Origin of the sequence: Kordiimonas lipolytica (assembly GCF_042651265.1) — a bacterium.
Classification (GTDB): domain Bacteria; phylum Pseudomonadota; class Alphaproteobacteria; order Sphingomonadales; family Kordiimonadaceae; genus Kordiimonas; species Kordiimonas lipolytica.
In genome coordinates this window covers 1-15,963 of record NZ_JBHSCR010000031.1, presented here as the reverse complement: position 1 = coordinate 15,963, position 15,963 = coordinate 1, and the positions used below count along the sequence as shown (strand labels likewise).

The following is a 15,963-nucleotide window of genomic DNA, read 5'->3' as shown; positions in this document are numbered from 1 at the left end:
TGCTTAACTTAAAACAAGATATGAGATCAAAACCTCTCTTATTTTAAGCGCCTACTGGTAACAATTTATCTGACGACGGACATTTTGATCATAATGAAACCGAAAAAAACCTGTTTGTTGGGCAGTCCAAAAACTCAAGTACACCGTTTGCGATTTCAGACTGGTCCGCAAAATCCTCCATGCCTCAATCAAAATGGGAAGCAATCGTTAAGGAAAAGATTAACAAATGCAACATGGTGATCGTCCTTGTCGGAAAGACAATGGCGAGTGCTACCGGCGTTGCGAAGGAAATTTCCATGGCGATCGACCAAGATGTACCTGTGTTTGGTGTTTACGTTGACGGTGCCAATTCAAATAGCAATCTCCCTAAAGGACTTCAGCGAAATCGTACAATTGTATGGACCTGGGATAATGTAGCCAGTGCAATTGATCAAATGATGACTGAAGGCAAAAACAGATAGGAGAAAGTGATGCGCAAGGCACTTGTCATCGGCATTGATGATTATGAAACCATGCCGCTGAACGGCTGTGTGAATGATGCAACAAAGATTGCCTCTCTACTGGAGACCCACGGGGACGGATCCCCGAATTTTGCAGTCAGACGCATAACCAGCAACGATGATGAAGATGAAGTCACGACTGCAGCTCTCACGCATTCTCTTGAGGAACTCTTTTCCGGTGAGGCGGACACAGCACTATTCTATTTCGCAGGCCACGGCATTATTGATCCTCTTGCAAATCAAGGATTTCTTGTAACCGTAGATGGTCACAAACCTAATTGGGGCCTCTCACTTAGCACGATCCTAACAATGGCCAATAGAGCCCATCCTCGGATCAAAAGCAGCATCATTATTCTAGATAGTTGCCATTCGGGTTTCGCCGGTGAGTTGCAGGGGTTAGCACAAGGCGGTGAAATTTCAGCTATTGGCAATGGTGTTACAATCTTAACGGCATGTGATCGGGCCGGTACAGCGGCGGAAGATCCAGCCAATTGCCATGGAACATTTACCTCCCTCCTGTTAGATGCGCTTAACGGAGCGGCCGCAGACATCAGAGGACGGATTTCTCCTGCCTCGATATATAGCCATATCGACCAAACGCTTGGAGTATGGGACCAAAGGCCCATTTACAAAGCAAATGTTAGAACATTCATGTCGCTCAGAGACGTGCCGCCCAAGGTATCTCTGGATGTGCTTAGGCGGCTTCCAATCTACTTTCCAAATGCAAATGATGTATTTGCATTAGATCCTTCCTTCGAACCGGACCGTGGTGAATTCGCCCAAGAGCTAACTCACATCCCTGTCAACGAAGATAACGTCCGAATCTATAAAGAATTGCAACAATGCAGCTACAACAGTCTAGTTCGGCCCTTAGATCAACCCCATATGTGGCATGCCGCCGTCCACGCCACTGGCTGCCGCCTGACTGCGACGGGTGCCCATTATCGCAAATTAGCCGAGATGGGGCGTATATAAGCGATCCTACGCATATAGATAAAACACAGCAGAAAGGGTGATAGGTGCCTGTTTTTATCAGTTATCGACACAATGACCTAGAAAAAGCATTCGCGATTTCCAGACGACTTCAGAACGAAGGCATAACAGTTTATTTGGACAAACTAGACCAAGAGTCATAGACTACATCGGACATTACAGCCTTGATAACCAAACGTATTATGCAGTGCACCCACCTTCTGGCCATTGCATCTCAAACCACTGTGCAATCTTGGTGGGTACCGTTTGAAATAGGCGAAGCGACCATAGTTGACAGGCGCATAGCGACATTTAAGATCGGCCAAACAGACTTGCCCGACTACTTACGTAAGTGGCCCATTATGAGCAGAGAGCCTCATCTGGACTTATTCATAAAGGCTTACAAGGCCGAACAAGTCGGTAGTAGCATCCGCCGTCTGCGTGAGGCCTTGGGAGCAGGCACCGGCGCACTCACGGCTGACCGTTTTCACACGGAACTTAAGCAAAGCATTCGGCGTGGGTACTAAATGGGGATTTTCCAGGGAGCGCGTGGCGGCGCCTTAAACGGTTGGCGCCGTCGCGCATTAGTCCAATGTCAGAACGAAAAGTAAAAGGCAATTGGAGCACCAAAGCACTTACGCCTATTGGCTGGTTCGCCATTTTTTGGTTTTTTTGAACGGCATTAAAACTAAAGAAAATTGCCGTAAAGTGATTTGGCCCACTAAAATGAGAACTCTTTATTCCCTAATACACCACACGAAAATAGGTTAGAGCCAAATGAGGCTACTTCACAAGCTGATGATATTCAGATGATCGGCAAGAAATTGAGCAGTTTTGTTGGAAATACTCGAGTTTTGCTTTTTATTGGCAGCCAATTTGGGAACCCAACACCTCCGCCAAGATTTTTTATTATCGCCGCACTGGACTATGTGCAACCTAGCTAACACTAACAGGACCGGCGGGGCTTAAGACCTAAAGCCATATTGACTCTGTTAACATAGGCACATATATACGGGCTTCAGATAAGGACTCTTGTGTGTTTAGAATAATCGGATCATTGCTGTTATTTTCGATATTTGCGCTTACTTTGGTGCAGGCAGCAGAATCTGTTAGCATCGTGCCTTCTGTTGAACATGATATCGTCTATATTGCTGACGATAATTCTAATCCTGATGCGGCTGAAGAGACACCGCTTCACTGTGTTCATTGTCATGCCGGTCATTATAAAATCCCCACTCAGACATCAAGCACCTATCAATGTGTACACGACAACCAAAATCCGTTCTTAAGTGCTGGTGACCCTTATAAATCTCCTTTGTTTGATATCGTTCGTCCTCCTCGAGGATAACTCCTGATCTAACCTAAATTTTTTTGTTGTGGCGCTACATGGCCCACAGCCTAGTTGGACTATGGAGTTTCGGAATGAAACCGATATACATAGCGCTCGCATTAGTGAGCGCCTCTCTACCTGCGTATGCGCAGGAAAAAAGTGGTGAAAATTGGGGAAAAAACCTAATTACCTTCACCCACAGGCTACCGCAAGTGCAGGCCTTAAAAGAACGTCTATCTGCTGCCAATTATGACCGTACAGCGAAGAGTGCACTCTTGTATAACCCTACGGCATCTTTTGATGTTGTGAACGAAGACACCACAAACTTTCAAGTTGGCATTAATCAAACGCTTGACCTATTCGGAAAACGGCAGATGCGGCGTGAATTTGGTACAGCCCAAGCCAAACTAGCGAAACAATCCTTTGAAGTTGCTTACCAAGACTATCTAGCTGACGTTTTAGTTGGGCTTTCTGAATATGAAGCGGCTAGACTGCAGTTGGTACTTGCCGAGAAGCATGCATCTAATCTGCAAGCTTTAGCTGACCTTACAAAAAAACGATTAGAAAATGGTGATCTAGGCAATGCGGATGGGACGTTGGCGACCCTTGCGCTATCGTCAGCATACCCGACAATTGCTGAAGAACGTACAAAGTCTATAGAAGCCCAAGCCCGCTTAAAGACCTTATTGGGCAGTAGCTTTGCGGACTTCACCACTTTGCCAAACCAAGTAATTTGGCGAGACAGCGGGTCAATTGATACAGACATCCTTTTAGCAGAGTCTCCAAGGGTACGTGAGGCCTATGAGCGGTATCAGGTTGCGAGAGCAGCGATTGGGATTGCGAAGAAAAATCGAAAAGCAGACCCAACGGTGGGTGTTGTGGCCGGCAGAGATGGCGGTGCCGCCCTCGTTGGAGTGAATGTTTCGGTACCCCTCAATATTAGCAAATCCTTCAAGGCCTCTGAACAAGCGACAAGCCGGAGATCCCTGGCCGCAGAAATGGACTATCGTCAAATACAACAAGCTATAGGTGCTGAATTAGAAGGTACACTGTTAGCCTGGCGGGAAAATACGAGGCAACTTGACTTATACGATAATTTGACCGGCGCGGCGCCAGAAGAGGGTCTCAAGCTTCTTAAAGCCCGCTGGGAAATGGGAGATATGAGTACCGCCGAGTTCCTACTCGCTCTAGACCGTTGGCGCGAAAGCGTTGCCGCGGGCATCAAGCTCAGAGCACTTCAGCGCCGCAGTCTCGTTACCTGGCTTCGCACTTCGGGGCAGGTAAAAGACTGGCTAGGCCGTCACTAAAAAGAAATCAAGGAATACCTTATTATGAATACGAACGTAAATTCTCCAATTACGGCGCTAATGCTTGGCATCTCTTTGCTAACAGTTAACTCAATATTATCATTCCCTGTTGATGCATCCGCTGCCGACCAAGTTAGTCTCGGAAATGCAGACGGGTTGGACAATGGCTACAACCCCGATGAACAAGACAAACCTGGACACGATGATCATGATGATGAAGATGATCACGGAGATGACCATGATGACGAAGATGATCACGGAGATGAAGGTGACCATGGTGACGAGGAAGAAGGCTTAATCGAGCTATCCCGTAGCCAAATGGCCGCAGCGAACATATCGGTTGGTACATTGTGGCTGCAAAATGTTCCAGATCAACTTTCCGCCCCGGGCGAAGTTCTCAGTGATGCTTACAGCAACTGGAAAGTCAGTGTGCGTACGCCATCGCTTGTTAAGGCACGACACATAGCACTCGGCTCCAGAGTTAAAGAAAACGATCCAATTGCAACACTATTTAGCGAAGAAATGGCGGTCGCTCAGTCGAGTTTTCTAGTTGCTCGCGATGAATGGGTGCGAGTTCAGGCTCTGGGGAAGGCTGTCACTGGCAACCCGAGGTTTATTCAGGCGGAACAATCGTATTTAGCGACAAAGGCGAAACTGAACATTCTAGGAATGAGCGCTTCGTCCTTGAACAAAATCGATTCTACCGGATTTGTACCCAGCATGGGTGAATATGTCTTAACCGCTCCTACCGAAGGCATTGTGTTAAACGATTCCTTCGTGCAGGGCGCATGGGTAGAAACGGGTACAGAGCTAGCTGAACTGACCAACGAACGACAGCTTTGGATCGAAGCTAAGATTCCAGCTAGTCTTGGCGAGACCATTACGGCAGGGGAAAGTGCTCTTATTGAAAGCGATGGTGGCGAATTTACTGCTCGAGTTATCCAGCAAGCACATATAGTTGATCATGAGACACGTACGAGGGTCATCCGCCTGATAGTCGAGAATCCCGACGAAAAATTGCATCCTGGGCATTTCGTAAATGTAAAATTCAACCTCAGTAGTGGTGGACCAGCTCTCGCTGTTCCTGAAACAGCCTTAATGCGGTCACAGGATGGCGACTGGCAGGTTTTCGTGGAAGAAGACACTGGGCAATTTAGAGCGCAGGAGGTGGCCATTGTACGCAAAACTTCAAGCTTAACTGTGATTGAAGGCATTGATGCTGGTAGCCGCATTGCGCTTACCGGTGCGTTTTTTCTGGCATCTGAGCAGGCTAAAGCCGGCTTCGATATTCATGGCCACTAGGGAGAAGCTCGATGTTAAATAGTCTTATTGATCTCTCGGTACGCAACAGGTTGTTAATTGTTCTCGGCCTAGGCGCATTCCTGATAGCGGCGATTTTTATGATTCCGCGTCTAAATTTGGATGCATTTCCTGATGTGACTAATGTCCAGGTGTCGGTCAATACCGAAGCGCCGGGACTGGCGGCATTAGAGGTGGAACAGTTAATTACTTTCCCTATCGAATCCGTTATGTACGCGTTACCAGACGTAGCTGAAGTGCGTTCAATATCAAAGACAGGACTCTCAATAGTCACGGTAGTTTTTGAAGAAGGAACTGATATCTATTTTGCTCGTCAGCTAATTGGGGAACGGCTACAAGCGGCACGGGAGCTTATACCTGGCGGTATTGGAGTGCCGGACATAGGTCCTAACACTTCAGGCCTTGGTCAAGTATATCAATATCTTTTAAAAGCGGATCCCGATAGCGGCGTTGATATTACTGAACTCAGAAGCCTGAATGACTGGGTTGTCCAGCTTCTTTTGATGCCAATTGACGGCGTGACCGAAGTATTGTCCTTTGGCGGCGAAGTCCGGCAGTATCAGGTCAATCTCGATCCCAATAAATTATTAGCCTTCAATCTGTCGATTGAGGAGATTGAAGGCACAATTGAAGCAAACAACCGCATCGCAGGTGGTTGGTATATGGACAGGGGTCAGGAGCAACTGGTGATCAGGGGAACCGGCTGGCTGGCCTCTGGCGAAGCTGGCCTCCGTAATATTGCCGATATGCCTATCAAGACCATAGACGGTGTGGTCATTAAAATCGGAGACGTTGCACAGGTTGGTTTTGGCGGCGAAATTCGTCAAGGAGCAGTCTCGCTTACTGAGCGGGATGAGAGTGGCAATATTCAACAACTCGGTGAAGTGGTGACCGGTATCGTACTCAAGCGGTTAGGTGCCAACACAAAGGCCACTATTGACGGCATTCAAGAACGCCTTCCCATAATCCAGGGGGCGTTGCCTTCCGGTGTGACAATCGAATCCCTTTATGACCAAGCGGATTTGATTACCAAAGCCGTTGATACAGTCGTCGAAGCGCTTCTATTGGCATTTGTATTCATCATTGTCATTCTAGCTCTGTTTTTGATGAATTTGCGTGCCACGGTTTTGGTCCTGCTATCGATTCCGCTTTCGATTGGTTTGGCGCTTATCGTGATGTCTATGATGGAACTCTCGGCAAACTTAATGTCCCTTGGAGGCCTAGCTGTCGCCATCGGCATGCTTGTTGATGGTTCTGTGGTTATGGTCGAGAATATTTTCAAGCATCTTACACAGAGCAATGGAGATAGCAAAGGAGGCTATGAGCTTCGCGTCCAAGAAGCCGGTCGCGAAGTTGCAAGGCCCGTATTTTTTGCCGCCCTGATAATATTGGTGGTCTTCACACCCATGTTTACGTTTGAAGGCGTGGAAGGCAAATTATTTCAACCCATGGCGATCAGTATTATGGTCGCAGTTTTTGCTGCGGTAGTTGTCGCGCTACTGGTTGTCCCAGCGCTTGCCACTTTTATGTTCCAAAGAGGCGTTAGTGTTAAAGAAAGCCCCGTGCTTCGGCCAATAGAGCGAGGGTATCAACGGTTGCTTCAATGGGTACTCGGCAGGCGATCTGTTGTCATTACAAGCGCAGCAGCTTTGTTTATTGGAGCAATGGCTAGTACGCCGTTTATTGGAACAGAGTTCGTCCCTGAGTTGGAAGAAGGCACTATCAATATACGTGTAACCTTAGCTCCGTCCTCTAGCCTGGAAACAGCCCTAACATTAGCCCCCAAATTGGAAAAAATTCTCGTCGATAATTTTCCTGAGGTTACCTACACGCTAAGTCGAATTGGACGCGCGGAAATTGGTGGGGATCCAGAACCTGTCAGCAACGTTGAAATCTATGTTGGTTTAAAGCCTGTATCAGATTGGGAGACGGCGTCAGACCGCTACGAGCTGCAAAGAAAAATGCAGGATCAACTTTCAGTACATCCAGGGCTTTTATTCAATTTCTCCCAGCCCATCGCAACACGCGTAGATGAACTGCTTTCTGGCGTTAGGGCTCAACTTGCTATCAAACTATTCGGTCCTGACCTCGATACCCTGGTAATGAAAGGACGTGAAATTGAGCGCGTTGTAAAAGGAGTGCAGGGCACCCGCGGCGTCGCACTAGAGCAAGTGAGCGGAGAGGCGCAGCTAGTTGTTTCGCCGAACCGAGAAAAACTATCCCGCTATGGACTCGCTGTTGGCGACGTTATGAGCCTGGTGGAAAAGGGCCTGGGTGGTACAGCAGTAGGGCAAGTTATCAATGGCAATGAACGGTACGACATTTATGTTCGAATTGATGAAGTTTATCGAAACAATGAAAGGACTATTGGAGATTTACGTCTCACAGCTCCAACTGGGGCAATACTCCGGCTTGCTGATGTCGCGAAAGTCGAAATCAAAGATGGCCCCGCACAGATTAGGCGTGATGACGTCCAACGCCGGATCGTGATTCAATCAAATGTTGAAGGTCGTGATATGGGCTCGGTTGTAGCAGACATAAACACGGCGATCAGTGAACAGATAGAATTGCCAACCGGCTACAGCGTGACAATTGGTGGACAATTTGAAAGCCAGCAACGAGCACAAGGTCGTTTAGCCCTCGTGGTTCCTGTTTCAGTTTTACTAATTGCTTTGCTGTTGTACTTCGCCTTCGGTTCAATTGGGCAGGCACTGTTAATCTTGGTGAATGTCCCGCTTGCCCTTGTCGGCGGCATTTTTGCGCTTCTTCTTTCTGGTCAATATCTTTCAGTACCCAGTTCAGTCGGCTTTATTACGCTCTTCGGTGTTGCAGTACTGAATGGTGTGGTGCTTGTGGAAAGCATTAATGGATTGGCAAAAGGTGGCGTTGCCATGGGCGAGGCGGTGTTTAGAGGAACAGTATCCCGCTTACGCCCGGTTTTGATGACCGCCCTTACTTCCGCCCTTGGCCTTATTCCTATGTTGCTTTCGGATGGAGTGGGTGCGGAGATCCAGCGACCATTGGCAACAGTTATCGTTGGGGGCCTGTTTAGTGCGACTGCACTGACGCTACTCGTCCTCCCATGCCTCTATCCCGTGTTTTCTAAACGGATCCTGGCCGCAGATTAGGCTGTCTAAATAGATACTTTGAGCGCGGCTGAAAAGTCGCGCTCAGATCAAACGATTATCCTTCCTGGAGACTGAAATGGCGAACCACTCTCATCCCCACGAGCATAACGGCAAGCTAACCATAGCGGTGTTGATCAATATTCTACTTACTGTCGCACAAGTGATCGGTGGTATGCTTTCGGGAAGCCTGTCACTCATTGCGGATGCCCTTCACAATTTGAGCGATGCTGGTGCTTTAGTTGTTGCAATTCTAGCTCGGAAAATTGGCGCAAAGCCAGCAACCCCATCTATGACATATGGATATAAACGGGCGGAAATTTTGGGAGTTGTGATTAACAGCACTACACTTATTCTAATCGGACTTTATCTGGTTATCGAGGCTATCGACAAATACCTTAATCCTATACCTATCGACGGTTGGATTGTTATCTGGGTCGCTGGTATCGCGCTTATAATTGACGTTTTAACGGCAATACTGACATACAAATCCGGCGCCAGAAATAACATGAATATTCGAGCTGCATTCATACATAATGTGTCAGATGCTATGGCGTCTGTAGCCGTTATTTTTGCTGGCGTTCTCATAATATTTTACGATCTATATGTAGTAGATGTAATAGCTACAATTGGGATATCTCTTTACGTAATATTTCATGGATGTTTACTGCTCAAAAAAGCAATCAAGATATTAATGCAAGCGGTACCGGAGGGGCTAGATATAAAGGTCATGCAGAATGAGCTGGAAAAACTAGATCATGTGAAATCTGTTTCACATATTCATGTTTGGCAACTGGACGAAAACAAGTTGTTTTTTGAAGGGCATGCGCAGATTGCCGGTAACATAGAAGAAACTAAGAAGTTAATGCGATCACTTTTAGAAACGCAGTTCAAAATCACACACTGTACTATTGAAAGTACTGAATAAAAGGAAGCTATTCAGGAATGCCTTTTGAGACAATCCAAGCAAGTCGATTGTCAATGTGGCTCCGCAAGGCATATTCAACAACTGCATTCTCAGATTTATAGTTTGCAGGACGGTACCGAATGTCATTCGAATGGTTGAAATTTCTAAAGCGTTATGTCTCGCAGTGAACCTAGGTACGATAATCGAGCCACTTCGCCTGGAATAATGGGCTGTTCAACGGGCCTCCTTGTAACTTCAATTAATAATCACTTGCAGAAAGCAGCTTGGGATGATAGCTGATGTGATTAATAACGCGAATAATTATCAAGACCCGAAGGAACACTCAATGAACCGCAGTCTTCACACCACCGCAGCAGTGGTTGCACTCATGGCAGGCGCCTCCCAAGTCTACGCGGCCGACAATGCGATTTCTGACCATGCCGAAATGGACCTAATCGACATCGCAATAGAGCGAATTCAGGTAATCGGTAAGACAACCGATCGTAAGCATGTGATCGGTTCTGCAACTCGCCTCAGCGCCGAAGACCTTGAAATTTTTAAGTACCAGGACATCAATAGAGTTCTACGCCTTGTGCCTGGCGTCAATCTGCAAGAAGAGGATGGTTATGGGTTGCGGCCAAACATAGGCCTCCGCGGTTCGGGCGTCGAACGCTCGGCTAAAATTACTTTGATGGAAGACGGTGTATTGATCGCGCCAGCCCCCTATGCATCGCCCTCTGCCTACTATTTCCCGACGGCAGGAAGAATGGAAGCTATTGAAGTTCGTAAGGGTTCTGCAGCTGTCAAGTTTGGACCCCGTTCAGTTGGGGGAGCTATCAACCTCGTCAGCCGTTCAATACCAGAAGGTTTTGGCGGTTTTGCTAATTTAAGCATCGGCAGTGATGGACTGCGTACACTTCATGGAGTTGCTGGCGGTACAGGCAAAAATATTGCGGGTGTCGTCGAAGTGTTCGACAGTAACAATGATGGTTTTAAGAGCCTAACAAATGGTTCTGACACTGGTTACGATATAGAAGACTATCTGGCCAAACTCCGTTTATTTACCGACGAAAATGCAGCGGTACAACAGGCTCTTGAGATTAAGCTTACCAAGACCGATGGTGACTCGAACGAAACATACCTTGGCCTGACCGATGCGGATTTTGAGGCTGACCCCTTTCAACGCTATGTCGCTTCTGAGCTGGACAATATTGATACGGAACATGAACAGGTTCAAATCACCCATGAGTTGCAGTTAGAAAGTGGCTTGGAGTTGGTAACGACGGCCTACCGAAACGAATTTAAGCGTGACTGGTTCAAGTTTCATGACTTGAAGAATACGGTTAGCGAGGGCTGCAACAAAGGGCAGTTCGTCCTGGATAACCCTGTTGCTTGTTCAACGGAACTGTCCTGGCTGAGAGGGAATGCGGACAGCGCTGAGGGAGCTATTCGGATCCGGCATAATGCACGGTCCTATGTATCAAAAGGTATACAATCCGTCATTGCAATTCCATTCACCTCGGGTGATTTAGTTCACGATCTGGAGATATCCGCTCGCTATCACAAAGACTATGAAGACAGGCTGCAATATAACGAGCAGTATACGGTAGTTGGAGGCAGATTGCAGTTTGCTTCGGAAACGAGCCTTGGCAGTGCGGGCAACCGGCTAGTGAGTGCTAACGCTTGGGCGTTTTACGTTCAGGACACAATTAGTTTTGGCAAATGGACTATTGCACCGGGGATTCGTTTTGAAAGCATCGAACTGAACCGCTCCGACTGGGCCGGCGATGATCCAGAACGCAGCGGCCTCGAAAATGCACGTGAGACCACTAACGTAAACACTTTTGTACCGGGCCTGGGCATTAGATATGAGGTCAATAAAAACCTCACCTTAACAGGCGGTATCTTTAAAGGTTTCAACCCTCCTGGCGCAGGAAACCCTGACGCGCAGGAAGAAAAAAGTCTAAATTTTGAATTCGGCGCCATCTATGACAACAACGGTGCCTATGTTGAAGGAATGGCCTTCTACAGCGATTATTCGAACATACTTGGAACTTGCACCGCAGCTGTTGGTTGCTCCGATGCCGAAATCGGCGATCAATTCAATGGCGGTGAAGCGCGGATCATGGGACTGGAGTTTTTAGCAGGATACACTGCGGCGTTCGATGGCGACTGGGAGCTGCCTCTGTATATAAACTATACGTTTACTGACGCCGAGTTCGGTACGGATTTTGAGGGCAGTTTCTGGGGCGACGTTGTGAGGGGAGACGATTTTCCTTACCTGTCAAGACATCAGCTAACAATGAGCGCGGGCATGAACAATGATAACTTTAGCTTTGTCTTGCAGGCAAATTATGTCTCAGCCACTCGAGTAACCGCCGGATCCGGTGAAATCGCCTCCAGCGATCGTGTTGATGGCCGGGTGGTTTTTGACTTGGCTGCACAGTATCAGGTATCTGAGGCCATCACACTATTCGCGACTATCGATAATCTTTTTGACAAAACCTACTCGGTTGCGCGTCGCCCGATAGGCCTGCTACCTGGCAAGCCCCGTACGTGGACCAGCGGTGTCAAATTCACCTTCTAATTATCTAGAATGATAGTAAGAAAGCTTGTCAGGGAGAGGGAAGGTAATAGCTTCCCTTTTGCTGCGAACCCCTATGTGGCTGTCAGTCACCTCTTATAATGCAGCGATCCAATTATCAGTTTAGTTAATTACATCGGCAAACTACAGTAACAGGCATTTCACCAGCCTTCTCCAATTAGGCTATCAAAACCAGATTTGATAGATTGGGAAGTGTTATTGGATTGTTCTGGGTAGTGTGCCTAAAAAGAAGGCGAGTGTTACATTCAACACGTCAGCAGTTCAACTGGTAACCAGTATGGGGAAATTTCTATTAGAACTTGCTAATATATTAGCTTAAGAGCTACGGAGATAACGCCTAAGAAAATCAATATTGATGTAAAGTTTATGCTTGACCTTCCGGTAACTGGAATAACTAAGCTCATCTACTTAAACAAGGACTCAACTAACGAACAAAGAGAAGTGCGCATCTGTGTCTAAAAGTGCCTTCAATTCATATCTGAAGCTATCCGCTGCCGTAGTTCTAGGAGCAATTTTGCTGTACCTGTTATGGTCGGCCGAACAAACGAATAAATTTGTTGTAAAACTGCAGCCAAATAACCCCCAAATCATTGAGATAGGCAAGAGGATTTATGAAGAACAGTGCGCGGCCTGCCACGGTGCAAATCTCGAAGGTGAGCCAAACTGGAAACAGCGCAAGCCAAATGGCCGAATGCCTGCACCACCTCACGACGCTTCTGGTCATACATGGCACCACCCTGAACAAACATTATTTGCCGTAACAAAGTTTGGACCCGCAGCAATGGCCGGAACTGGTACTTATAAAAGCGACATGCCAGCATATGAAGATACACTTACTGATGAAGAAATAGTCGCCGTTCTGTCATTCATTAAAAACAGATGGCCAGCTGGCATTCGACAACGTCACGACGAGATGGAGCGTAGAATTGCTGAAAGTGGTCAATGAAGATCAGGTTTTAAAAGAGGGTAGCCAAGTCCAGCAGACCGAGCCACCCTTCAAAGCTATTTCTAGTGAAGATCGACCAGCGAGTCTAAAATAGCACATTCAGACTTGCCGTCGGCGTTGCACCTTTTTGTCATGTCACTGAGCTGGTCATGAAGGTTTGTCAGGTGTTCAATCTTCTCTTCAATACGCTTCAGATGCTCTGTGGTAAATTCTTTAACGGCAGCGTTGCTGCGATTGGGATTCTGGTAGAGTTCCAGAAGAGTTTTGCTCTCAGCAAGACTGAACCCCAGGTCTCGGGCGTTTTTTACCAGCGCCAGAGCTTGGACATCGCTTGGCCGGAAATAGCGAAATCCATTATCCGAGCGCAGTGGCGCGACCAGACCAATATCTTCATAGTATCTGATAGTCTTTTGGGGCAGTCCGACAGACGCGGCTGCTTCCCCAATTTTCATAACGGCATTCATCACTAAACCTCAAGAATAAGTGTCGAATACCTTGAACCCTTGTCCAGACTATATACTAAAGAGTTTGGTTCGATAAGCTTTTTTTTGGTACTGCTTGACGTAAGTCAAACACAAGATTACTCAGTTGGGGTCTCCTGCATGTAAGGAGAGGTAGGGTTGTGAGCCTGCTAAAACACATTCTGTTCCTTTTATTGATTGTCGCCCTCGCGGTTACACCAGGAACAGTGAGTCATGAGGTGGAAGCCTCAGACTCACCGGCTATTGCAACCTGCGCTACTGATTTTGGCGATCTCCTGAGCCAACTAGGCCAGGCTAGTGCGAACGTGAACAGTGATCAAATAAGCAAGGCATTTTGCGGTCACTTTACCGTCGATCTCGACCATACAGCAGACGCAAGCAGCAACGAGATGGTGCATTCAACCCCCCTCTTTTTTGCTCAATCTAATCCGTTGGCAAATGCTGACTTGTTAGCAGAAACACTTATTTTGCCAGTTGAGCAGCAGCTCCACTCCCTTCACCCAGAAGTCGCTCCCCATCCCCCAAAAGCATAGCAGCCGAGGTCGGCTGCCCGCGCCTTTATGACACCTTGAACCCTTTCTATGAACCGGGCAAGGGCGGCTAACAGGCCTCATCTGACTACCTAATAATCATAATCACGTTATTTTGGGAGAATTGCTATGAAAGCAATTTCTTACTGGGGTATCGCCGCGACTATGGCAACTGCTGTAGCCACTTCAGGCCTTACCGCACCTCTACATGCACAGGATGCAGATGAGGTAAAACTTCTTGAGCGATTGAATTCACTTGAGAGCGAAATTCAAAAACTGAAAGAACAACTTAAGGAGACTAAGAAACAAGCTGCTGATACGAAAAAGGTGGCTGAAAAGGCAGAAAAAAAAGCTGTTAGCGCTATAGCGGCAAAAGATGTTGTGAGAGCCAATAGCTGGCACCTGGCCGGTTATGCTGATGTGGGAATTGAATTTAGTGATGGTGAAAACGCCGACACCTTTACAAGTGGCAAATTCAATCCTGCCTTCCATTTCCAGTTCAAAGACATTGTACTTTTTGAATCAGAGTTTGAAATTAAGACCTCAAACACCGGCGAAACCGACATTGCGCTTGAATATAGCCAGCTTGATTTCCTACTCCATGACAATGCTGTTTTAGTTGCCGGTAAATTTCTTAGTCCCGTAGGGCAGTTCCAAGAAAGACTGCATCCCAGTTGGATCAACAGGGCGACCAACGCCCCGGCTGGTTTCGGGCACGGTGGTATCCAGCCTCTTAGTGAGGTTGGTTTGATGCTGCGTGGCGGGGTACCCATTGGTGAAAAGTTATTTACCTATTCGGTTTCTCTCGGGAACGGCCCAAGAGCGGGCCATGACGGAGTCGAGCTCGAAGGTTTTGGCCGCGATGATAATTCCAACAAAGCTCTTAGCGGCCGCCTAGCTTTTTTCCCATTCGACAACCTGGAAATTGGTGGCTCATTCTTGACGGCCAAGATCGCGCCTGAAGCCGAAGAAGAGGGCGACGGTCACGATGATGAGGTAGAAGTCGAGGATGACCATGATGACGCCGAAGAGGTAATTGCTGACGTTGCACAAAGCGATTACGACCTTTGGGGCTTTGATATGGCCTATACCGGAGGCAACTGGGATATCCGCGCCGAGTATCTAACCGCCGATCTGAAAGGATTAGGTGGTGACGACGATCACGGCGATGCACCAGAACCCATTTCATGGGAGGCTTGGTACGCGCAAGCTGCTTACCGTTTGTCTGGCGTGACTGATTCGGCCTTCATTCATAAGCTCGAGCCGATGGTTCGTTACGGACGCTTTACAGCAGAGGGTGACCACGAGCTGGAAGATGAACTCAGCGAGAAGAGATTCAATGTTGGCCTGAACTATTGGGTCAGTCCTTCTGTGGTCGTCAAGACAGGCCTCGAATTTCGTAACTACCTCGCTGAACACCGAGAAGACGATACTCGCCTTCAATTCCAGCTCTCTTACGGTTTCTAAATATAGAAAGGAGAATGACAATGCGAAAAATTAACGCAATGCTACCATTTCTGGCGATAGCCGGGTTCGTTGGTTTCCTTAGTTTTGGAGCAGCAACTGCGCAGCAGACAAAGGAAAAAGTAGATCCTCAACAGTTTGCGCGAGGCGCAAAAGCCTGGGCAAAAACCTGCGCTCGCTGCCACAACATGAGAAGTGCACAAGATAACTCTGACGAAGAATGGCATGTCGATGTCACTCACATGCGAGTACGCGGAAATATCCCTGGCGACGTAGCGCGCGATATTGAAGCGTTTCTACGCGCTAGCAACAAATAGGGGCTGCATATGAGAACCTATTTATCAGTGGCATCTGCATTGGCCCTAAGTCTTGGTTCTACCGTTCATGCGAACTGTCCGTCGTCAGATAAATTGTTACCAGTAGGCGCTTAAAATAAGAGAGGTTTTGATCTCATATCTTGTTTTAAGTTAAGCAG

13 protein-coding genes and 1 pseudogene are annotated in these 15,963 nt (G+C 47.5%); 13 read left to right on the top strand and 1 reads right to left on the bottom strand.

Going from position 1 to position 15,963, the window contains the following annotated elements:
• Positions 1–110 precede the first annotated feature (110 nt).
• The 10 genes and pseudogenes from ACFO5Q_RS16985 (at position 111) to ACFO5Q_RS16940 (ending at position 13,012) form a co-directional block, all read left to right on the top strand.
• The gene (locus tag ACFO5Q_RS16985) at positions 111–461 is read left to right on the top strand and encodes a TIR domain-containing protein (protein WP_082719919.1); all 351 of its coding nucleotides are present in this window, start codon (positions 111–113) and stop codon (positions 459–461) included.
• 9 nt (positions 462–470) lie between these two features.
• Positions 471–1,475, top strand: a complete 1,005-nt coding sequence (locus ACFO5Q_RS16980) for a caspase family protein (protein WP_068148728.1) — start codon at positions 471–473, stop codon at positions 1,473–1,475.
• A gap of 44 nt (positions 1,476–1,519) precedes the next feature.
• Positions 1,520–1,999 (top strand): annotated as a pseudogene (locus ACFO5Q_RS16975) (toll/interleukin-1 receptor domain-containing protein).
• A 509-nt stretch (positions 2,000–2,508) separates the two neighbouring features.
• Entirely contained in the window at positions 2,509–2,820 is a 312-nt protein-coding gene (locus ACFO5Q_RS16970; RefSeq protein WP_156431980.1) for a hypothetical protein, read from the top strand.
• Positions 2,821–2,894: 74 nt separating this feature from the next.
• Positions 2,895–4,109 (top strand): TolC family protein, encoded by a 1,215-nt coding sequence (locus ACFO5Q_RS16965; protein WP_068148725.1) that lies wholly within the window; start codon positions 2,895–2,897, stop codon positions 4,107–4,109.
• A gap of 24 nt (positions 4,110–4,133) precedes the next feature.
• Positions 4,134–5,411: an efflux RND transporter periplasmic adaptor subunit gene (locus ACFO5Q_RS16960; RefSeq protein WP_082719917.1), complete on the top strand. Its 1,278-nt coding sequence runs from the start codon at positions 4,134–4,136 to the stop codon at positions 5,409–5,411.
• A gap of 11 nt (positions 5,412–5,422) precedes the next feature.
• Positions 5,423–8,557 (top strand): efflux RND transporter permease subunit, encoded by a 3,135-nt coding sequence (locus tag ACFO5Q_RS16955; RefSeq protein ID WP_068148719.1) that lies wholly within the window; start codon positions 5,423–5,425, stop codon positions 8,555–8,557.
• Between the two features lie 76 nt (positions 8,558–8,633).
• A complete protein-coding gene (locus ACFO5Q_RS16950; protein ID WP_068148714.1) occupies positions 8,634–9,482 on the top strand; it encodes a cation diffusion facilitator family transporter in 849 nt (282 codons plus the stop codon).
• A gap of 325 nt (positions 9,483–9,807) precedes the next feature.
• Complete coding sequence (locus ACFO5Q_RS16945; protein ID WP_197421138.1) at positions 9,808–12,048, top strand: TonB-dependent receptor family protein; 2,241 nt, start codon at positions 9,808–9,810, stop codon at positions 12,046–12,048.
• A 469-nt stretch (positions 12,049–12,517) separates the two neighbouring features.
• Entirely contained in the window at positions 12,518–13,012 is a 495-nt protein-coding gene (locus ACFO5Q_RS16940; RefSeq protein WP_197421136.1) for a c-type cytochrome, read from the top strand.
• A gap of 62 nt (positions 13,013–13,074) precedes the next feature.
• Here ACFO5Q_RS16940 and ACFO5Q_RS16935 read toward each other — a convergent pair whose 3' ends face one another.
• Entirely contained in the window at positions 13,075–13,476 is a 402-nt protein-coding gene (locus ACFO5Q_RS16935; RefSeq protein ID WP_231727267.1) for a MerR family transcriptional regulator, read from the bottom strand.
• Between the two features lie 158 nt (positions 13,477–13,634).
• Between ACFO5Q_RS16935 and ACFO5Q_RS16930 the strand changes: the two genes are divergently transcribed.
• The 3 genes from ACFO5Q_RS16930 (at position 13,635) to ACFO5Q_RS16920 (ending at position 15,805) form a co-directional block, all read left to right on the top strand.
• On the top strand, positions 13,635–14,027 hold the full coding sequence (locus ACFO5Q_RS16930) for a hypothetical protein (RefSeq protein ID WP_068148710.1): 393 nt from the start codon (positions 13,635–13,637) through the stop codon (positions 14,025–14,027).
• 126 nt (positions 14,028–14,153) lie between these two features.
• A complete protein-coding gene (locus tag ACFO5Q_RS16925) occupies positions 14,154–15,491 on the top strand; it encodes a porin family protein (protein WP_068148707.1) in 1,338 nt (445 codons plus the stop codon).
• 20 nt (positions 15,492–15,511) lie between these two features.
• The gene (locus ACFO5Q_RS16920) at positions 15,512–15,805 is read left to right on the top strand and encodes a hypothetical protein (RefSeq protein ID WP_068148701.1); all 294 of its coding nucleotides are present in this window, start codon (positions 15,512–15,514) and stop codon (positions 15,803–15,805) included.
• Positions 15,806–15,963 lie beyond the last annotated feature (158 nt).